This is a genomic window from Veillonella sp. (assembly GCF_019414865.1).
Taxonomy (GTDB): Bacteria; Bacillota; Negativicutes; order Veillonellales; family Veillonellaceae; genus Veillonella.
Genome location: NZ_DXLG01000074.1, coordinates 1 through 7,745, shown reverse-complemented (window position 1 = coordinate 7,745; position 7,745 = coordinate 1). Strand labels below are relative to the sequence as shown.

The following is a 7,745-nucleotide window of genomic DNA, read 5'->3' as shown; positions in this document are numbered from 1 at the left end:
GTATTGATATATAAATTCACCCATAAAATACATGTAAAAAAGCACTACTTATCAACAGTAGTGCTTTATTTATAACTTTATAGGTTTTCTTAATATAGAAATTTACCCAATTCTAATCTTTCTATATATGTCATAAATTCATCAAAAATAAATTACCGCAAAACGTTTATCATACGAATAGAGTTACTATAAGAATTAGCTACTATAATAATCTAGTTACCATAGAAATATAATAAAACAGCTTTATAAATCCTTTACTACATCGGCTAACTTTTCTTTCAAAGCTTCCAATTTTTTGCTCATAAATTCCAATTCGCTCTTAGCTCGTGAATCATCTTCATAGGACAAGAACGAATGCAACACATCAAGTACATCTTGGTTGTCTACAGAAATTATTTCTTTCCAATCTTGTAAAACAGTTTTACGGCCAATACCTTTTACGTGCTTACGATATTCTGTGGGAGTCATATTAAAATGCTTTTTAAAAGCCACATTAAAGGCTTTCACATCGGCAAATCCACAATCACTTGCAATTCTTGCAACAGCCTCATCCGTACTAGCTAATCGAACAGTAGCATCACGGATTCTCAACCGCAATACATACTCAACAAAGGAAATCCCCATTTGTCGTTTAAAAAACTGCGATGTATAAGCAACATTATAGCCCTCAATTTTTGCAATATCCTCTAACTCTATTTTCTGCTCATAATGCTCATCAATATAGGCAATCATATTATCAAAAGATGCCGGTTTTATATCGCCAGGTCTAGCATTTTCGTGAACCTTTTTTATGGGATCAAACTCTCTAAATACATCACCAGCCAAAGCTAAGTAATGGTGTTCTATCCACATTCGATGTACTGGGCTTTCACCTTTAATCATCAATAACATCGTCATAGCAGCATGATGGCGTAAGGTTGTAAAGAATTCATTATGACGCGTACTATCATCTGAACGTAAAATAAATTGATAAGTCCCAAAATCAGAATCATACTGTTGGTAAAATTCGTTACCTACATGAGTAACAAAGGCTATAGTATCCTCTTCAAGGGCTAATGTTGCATGCCCTACTTGAGGAGAAATAATTACAACATCAAGAGGTTTCAGCGTAAAAACCTCACCATTGCAACTCATCTCAACGCTACCTTTTAACAAGATAAAAATCTCAGTTTCTGCATGCCAGTTATAATGATATGTACTAACCCTATATATGTTGCTGCTAAACTCTATGTAGTTATGTTTATATGAATAGTCAAAATAGTCCATTATGCCCTATTGCTCCACATACAAAAAGCATCCCTTAATACTCCAAGGGATGCTTTTATTATCATATATTTATTTATCTGCGGTCAACAGAATTTTAGATGACATAAATACATATTATATAAAGACCTATACAGCAGGTAATAGTCCTAGTAGATATACATTAAAGGTATCACCAGGATGTACTTCATGTACACCACGCGGAATACATGCCAATGCATTCACCGTATAGAGGCCTAACATACTGCTACTATTAAAATGGCGGTTAGCCACAAAGCGTGGGACCCCACCACCAAATATGACTTTACCTTGTACGTACCGATCAAAGGCATTACGCTTAAAAATCTCTGAATCCATTACGCAGGCCACGACTGGTGTAGTCCAGTTTGCCAACCCTTTATAGCGTTTTAAGGTCGGTGCTACGATTAAATGCCAGCCGTTGAAGGCAGCCCCTGGATTACCAGATAGACCAAAGATGATTTGACCTTTCGGCGTTACTGCACCATAGGATGCAGCACCTGGACGCATTTGAATGCGTGCATAAATGGATTTAGCTCCTAGTTTTTCATAAATAAGAGGCATTGTATCAAACAGCCCTACTGATACACCGCCAGAGCTAATGATAATATCGGCATCTTCACTGAGCTGTAACACATGATTAATTTCAGACTCTAATTCCTCTGGAGCATCACTGACATGATAGTGCGTAATCTTATGAAAGCCTAAATCTTCCAAGAGTCCACAAATCATAGCTCTATTAGAGTTATAAATTTTACCAGCTGTTAAGCTTTCACCAGGTTCAATCACCTCATGGCCAGAGGTAAGAACTAACACGCGAGGCATTGCATTGACAGCAATCTCAGTCAACCCCAGACCAGTCAAAACAGTTTGTACTGTAGAGGTTACCTCTGTTCCACGAGGAATCACAATAGTGCCAGCACTACATTCCTCACCTTGAGGGATGATATGATCGCCACATTTGTATTTACCTTGAATTGTGATTGTTGTACCCGGTTCTCCGGAGCCAACTACCTGTTCTTGCATGATAACAGTATCACATGTATCCGGTATAGGTGCGCCCGTCATAATACGTACTGCATGACCTAATGCAACAGGTTGTTCCCATACAACGCCGGCGCCTATAACACCGTCAACAATATACTCATTACAATCCGCGGAAAAGGCAATGGCATACCCATCCATCGCTGATTTTGAAAAGGCCGGTACATCCGTGGGCGCAATGATATCCTCTGCCAACACATATCCCTTAGCAGACTTAACATCAATCATTTCTACTTTATAAACTTGCGTATCTAAGGCCTTCTCCCATAATTGAAGGGCCTCCTCAACAGTAACGACGGCCATTTAAACACCTCATCATTTCCTGTATGTGACGTACTAATCCTGGTACGTCTTGGTCTAACTTGCTAATTTCGATTATAGCTACTCGATCAATAGAATCTGAGATAAGCTCTTCTGTATGTCCTTCTTGCGTAACCTCTATAATAGGGGCAATGCCTTGGGACCTTGTTTCTAGTATAACTATATCCACAGGCATAAACTGTGATATTTCATACAGATTTGATTGTTCTTTAGTGCGTATACGAATCGCTGTTTCATTAGGGCCTGCAATAGCCACCGCATCAGCACCAGCTTTATAAGAAAGGTCTGTATCGGTCCCTTCATGATCCATTTGAAAGCCGTGTTTATCACTCTTTACAACACCTACAGAAAACCCAGCTCGTTGTAACTCAGCTACAAGACGGGTTACTACCGTAGTCTTACCTGTTTTACGTTTTGATGCTACTACACTAATAAGCGGCACACGACGGAACTCATTTTCTGCTAATGCACGAGCCCATTGATAGTCATCATAATGATTTACATTACTTAGCTCCCAATCATAATCACTGGCATCAATAGATTCAACATGACCAATCGTATCAAGGGCATGCTGCAACGATACGTCTTTACCGGCCAGAATAGATGGAAGTAATGATACAATATGAGGTCTATAAATTCCCGCCATAGGTTCTGGCTTACCTCTAGAACCAGTAGGAACTATGACATTCCAATTGTTATGATTCACTTGATATAACCAATCATAATATAAATCCATAGGCATAAATGGCATATCTACAGCCATCACCGCATAGGCAGGACTCATTCCAACAGCTAGAGCACTATAAAGTCCCCCTAGAGGACCACGTCGCTCAACAGAATCCCGAACAATAGAAACTTTTTTCTTCTCATCGTTCGATAACGTATCAATGATATGAGTCTGAATGGCATGTCCTAACTGATCATCATCACCAATGGAGATGATGATATCATCCACATCCGCTTCTAATCCCTTACGAAGTGCATGAGATATGAGGCTTTCACCATTAACCCAAGGTAATAATGCCTTAGGTTGCCCCATGCGAGAACTCAAACCACCAGCCAAAATAATTAAACCTAATTTATCCACGACGTCCTAACCCTCGTTTAACACCTTGGTAGATGAATAGTAAAACAACAATATTTAAAATCCCATCTGGCACCATATAAGAGGCATTATAAATCATGGAGTAAATCCATGGATTTTGACCTTGAGGTGCATAGCTAGCGAACACAACGGCACCGCTCACAACAGTGGCGATCCAGCGCAATGCAATACCAACAATAGAACCTGTAATGAGTCCAGAAATAGAATCTTTGAAGTAACCACATACACCTATAGCACCATAAGCAACTAGATAATCCAATATAATACTTAAATAGTGTACAGATGATTTAAAGCCTAAAATAAAATGTAAAATACCATATACGACGCCAGCAAAAATTCCTCGTGCACCACCCCAACGATAAGCATAAATCATGAGTGGCACTAAAGCTGCAGCCTTAATAGATCCTCCTTGAGGCATATGAAAAATCGTAATAAACGATAATACTTGAGCAATTGCAATCGCCACACCTGCTTCTGCAAGCATGCGAGTTTTGGACTGATCCATGTCAATCAACCTCCCTTTACCATATATATTAATGTATATAACTTGCATAATCTACTTGTATTGTACTACAGTTCGTTTCTGAGTCCAAACAAAATATTCGGAACGTATTGAAAATTTTACGCGTCTCTTGTATAATGGTACAGGTTCAATTTGTAATACTCGAAGGAGATATAGAAAATATGATTAATACAACGAACATCTTTGATTATGAAGACGTGCAATTAATTCCTAATAAATGTATCGTAACTAGCCGTAGCGAATGTGATACACATGTTAAATTAGGTAATCGCACATTCCGCTTGCCAGTAGTTCCTGCAAATATGCAAACTATTATCGACGAAGAATTGGCAGAGAAATTAGCTCGTGAAGGTTATTTCTATATCATGCATCGTTTTCAACCAGAACGTCGTATGGACTTTGTAAAACGCATGCACGACCTTAATTTATATTCTTCTATTTCCATTGGTGTAAAACCAGAAGAATTTGCTTTAGTTGATGAATTCAAAAAAGCAAACTTAACACCTGAATACATTACAATCGATATTGCACATGGTCACTCCAACGCAGTAATCGATATGATTCAATACATCAAAAAGAACTTGCCTGGAACTTTCGTTATCGCTGGTAACGTAGGTACACCAGAAGCAGTTCGTGAACTTGAAAATGCTGGTGCAGATGCAACTAAAGTTGGTATCGGTCCTGGTAAAGTTTGTATCACTAAATTAAAAACTGGCTTCGGTACTGGTGGTTGGCAATTGGCTGCTGTTCGCTGGTGCGCAAAAGCAGCTACTAAACCTATCATCGCTGACGGCGGTATCCGTGATCATGGCGACATCGCTAAATCCATTCGCTTTGGTGCAACTATGGTTATGATTGGTTCCCTATTCGCTGGTCATGAAGAATCCCCAGGGGAAGAAAAAATCGTTGACGGTAAAGCAGTAAAAGAATACTTTGGTTCTGCTTCTGAGTTCCAAAAAGGTGAACGCAAAAATGTAGAAGGCAAAAAAATCTTCATCGACTCCAAAGGTTCTATCTTTGATACATTAGTTGAAATGGAACAAGATTTACAATCCGCTATCTCTTATGCTGGCGGTACTACGCTACAAGCAATCCGCAAAGTAGACTATGTACTTGTTAAAAACTCCATCTTCAATGGTGACCGTTAATACAATATTACATGTAAAAGCCACAGGATAAATCCTGTGGCTTTTTTGTATGTAATCAATGTGAGCTACAACATATTCGTAATAATATTGCTATATTTCAAAAATTTAGCCCCAAAGACATACCATCTTTGGGGCTATTATTTAAGCTTCAGCTTCTTTTGATTTGTCCATTAACATGTAGGCGTATTTACCTATACCTGCACTTACTACAAGTAATGTAGTCAATACGATAAATGCTACTGTAAGACTTGTGCCATGAGCAATGAAACCAATCAATGCTGGTCCCATCAAAATCCCCATATAACCAAGCATGGTAGATGTTGCCACAGCTTGTGTCATAGGAATTACATTTTGTTCTCCCATGGCAGAGAATAAGTTTGGCACTACCATAGCTAAGGCAATACCAAGCAATAAATATGTGTACATGGAGCCATAACCTGGTAAGAATACGATAAGGCCCATTGCAATAGCGCCTAACAAATAACCACCAACGACAACTTGTTTAGAGGTTAAATGTTTGCCAATTGTATTCCCCAGCAAACGACCAATACACATAGTACCATTAAAGAGCATAACCCCCATAACGGCCTCTTCAATAACGATACCTTTATCTTCAAATAAGTATAATGCACTCCAGTCCCCTACAGCACCTTCAACTAAATAAGATACAAAGGACAAGAGACCAAAGATAATAGCAATGGGATGGAAAGATAATGGGCTTTTAGATTTTTTAACAACCTTTGCATTTGGATCACTACCAAAGGTCAACATAAATTGGCTAACCACAACCATGGCAATAAATAATACGATGAGAAGTCCCCAAATACTTTCATTAACAGGTAAGGATAATATTTTTAAGAGCACTAGCAAAACACCAGCACCGGCAAAACCGCCTAAACTCCATCCACCGTGATAGGCACCCATTAAGTGTTTCTTACTCACCTTTTCTGTCAAGATAGCTTGTAAATTGGCAGACGCACCACTTAAGCCGACGCCAATACCAAAGAAGAATAAAGCAGCTGTGGTCGTAGCAATTGTAGAACACATGGTAACAACCGCAAGAGATAACATCCCAATAAAGCTAGCTAGTAAAACGACTTTCTTGCATCCAAAGTTCTCTACTAGCTTACCAGCTATGGCCATGGACAAGCAAGAGCCTACACCGAGCACTAAAATCATGGAGCCCAATACATCTTCACCGATACTAAGCTTTGCTTTTAAATATGGCACAAAGCCCGCCCATAAAGCTGTATACATACCTGGGATAAAGAATCCCCCAAAGGCACCACGAATATTTGCTGTTGAAATAGAAACTTGATTGTTCATTACATCCTTTCTGGCTTCTAGAACCGTCCGGCGAAGAAAGGCCCTTTTTATCCGCAAAGCGCTAAAACTTGCATCAGTGCAGGAAACCATTTTAATTACATATGATTTATTATTGGAATATAATAACCCTCTTTACAAAAAATGTAAAGAGGGTTATTTAGTAAAATTCAATATCAAATTTATTCGTTAATAGAATTTAATTCAACGCGATTTATAGATGGTTTAAATACAGTCATATACAAAGTATAGATATTAATAAACGGAATAAACAATGCTACTAACCAATACCCGCTAAGACCTGTATCATGTAATCTTCTAACAGTACAACTGATATTAGCTAACATATACCATAACCAAAAAATCCAATAGATAACTAAACTAGCCACAATAGCTGTATCTATATTAAAAAAATTTTCATAGAAATAAAACAAAATAGGGTTGAGCGCATATGTTATAATCTGAAACATAAATACACCCCAGTATAACTCTTGTCTTTTTGCTCTAGTTCGATAATCAAACAACTTGTTAATAAACATAGTCCTAAAGGAATCTATGGAATGAGATAAACCAATTCTATCCCAATAATCTTCTCGCTTTTTATCACCACTAGAACTATATAACGGTTCATAGCTGATAATGTATTCTCCACTCTTCTGCTTTCCATTTGGCATACCATAACGATTAGATTTTTGATTGGAAGGCACAAATATTAGTAATAAGAGTACTATATACTCGTAGAAAAGATAAATGTAAAAGTCTACAGTCATTCTAAGATCTATATCAGTAAGGTTTTGATTATATCCCCAATAGCCTAGAAGTAATATATTAAAAATTAAAATAATATACTGTAAATATCGACCAAGAGCACTACCACTATAATCATTTAAACGCCGTTTAACTAATTCTGATAAAGCAAACGTACCTAATAAATTAATAATAATTGTCATGATAAGAAATGTTGGTTTATCAATCTCGTAATTAGAGGTTAATATTATAT

The 7,745-nt window shown here is 37.7% G+C and carries 7 protein-coding genes; 1 reads left to right on the top strand and 6 read right to left on the bottom strand.

Annotation, left to right across the window (positions count from 1 at the left end; translation table 11 throughout):
* Positions 1-243: 243 nt before the first annotated feature.
* From QZ334_RS05715 to thiT, 4 genes are all read right to left on the bottom strand, one after another.
* Positions 244-1,266, bottom strand: a complete 1,023-nt coding sequence (locus tag QZ334_RS05715) for an AraC family transcriptional regulator (RefSeq protein ID WP_295232649.1) — start codon at positions 1,264-1,266, stop codon at positions 244-246.
* A gap of 126 nt (positions 1,267-1,392) precedes the next feature.
* Positions 1,393-2,628: a molybdopterin molybdotransferase MoeA gene (locus QZ334_RS05710; RefSeq protein ID WP_295232646.1), complete on the bottom strand. Its 1,236-nt coding sequence runs from the start codon at positions 2,626-2,628 to the stop codon at positions 1,393-1,395.
* Complete coding sequence (gene mobB / locus QZ334_RS05705) at positions 2,609-3,733, bottom strand: molybdopterin-guanine dinucleotide biosynthesis protein B (RefSeq protein ID WP_060924035.1); 1,125 nt, start codon at positions 3,731-3,733, stop codon at positions 2,609-2,611. Before mobB ends, QZ334_RS05710 begins: the two co-directional genes overlap by 20 nt.
* The gene (thiT, locus tag QZ334_RS05700) at positions 3,726-4,256 is read right to left on the bottom strand and encodes an energy-coupled thiamine transporter ThiT (RefSeq protein ID WP_024066595.1); all 531 of its coding nucleotides are present in this window, start codon (positions 4,254-4,256) and stop codon (positions 3,726-3,728) included. Before thiT ends, mobB begins: the two co-directional genes overlap by 8 nt.
* Positions 4,257-4,435: 179 nt before the next feature.
* Here thiT and QZ334_RS05695 point away from each other — a divergent pair, with 179 nt between their 5' ends.
* The gene (locus tag QZ334_RS05695; protein WP_039969037.1) at positions 4,436-5,422 is read left to right on the top strand and encodes a GMP reductase; all 987 of its coding nucleotides are present in this window, start codon (positions 4,436-4,438) and stop codon (positions 5,420-5,422) included.
* Positions 5,423-5,563: 141 nt separating this feature from the next.
* Here QZ334_RS05695 and QZ334_RS05690 read toward each other — a convergent pair whose 3' ends face one another.
* Positions 5,564-6,748 carry an MFS transporter gene (locus tag QZ334_RS05690; RefSeq protein WP_295232643.1) on the bottom strand — a complete coding sequence of 395 codons (1,185 nt, stop codon included), beginning with the start codon at positions 6,746-6,748 and terminating at the stop codon, positions 5,564-5,566.
* 179 nt (positions 6,749-6,927) lie between these two features.
* On the bottom strand, positions 6,928-7,745 hold an 818-nt coding region (locus tag QZ334_RS05685), incomplete at its 5' end, for a DUF805 domain-containing protein (RefSeq protein ID WP_295232640.1).

Bases quoted from the DNA above. Each gene is read 5' to 3' on its own strand.
- QZ334_RS05715 (WP_295232649.1), bottom strand. From the start codon at position 1,266: ATGGACTATTTTGACTATTCATATAAACATAACTACATAGAGTTTAGC.
- QZ334_RS05710 (WP_295232646.1), bottom strand. From the start codon at position 2,628: ATGGCCGTCGTTACTGTTGAGGAGGCCCTTCAATTATGGGAGAAGGCC.
- thiT (WP_024066595.1), bottom strand. From the start codon at position 4,256: ATGGATCAGTCCAAAACTCGCATGCTTGCAGAAGCAGGTGTGGCGATT.
- QZ334_RS05695 (WP_039969037.1), top strand. From the start codon at position 4,436: ATGATTAATACAACGAACATCTTTGATTATGAAGACGTGCAATTAATT.
- QZ334_RS05690 (WP_295232643.1), bottom strand. From the start codon at position 6,748: ATGAACAATCAAGTTTCTATTTCAACAGCAAATATTCGTGGTGCCTTT.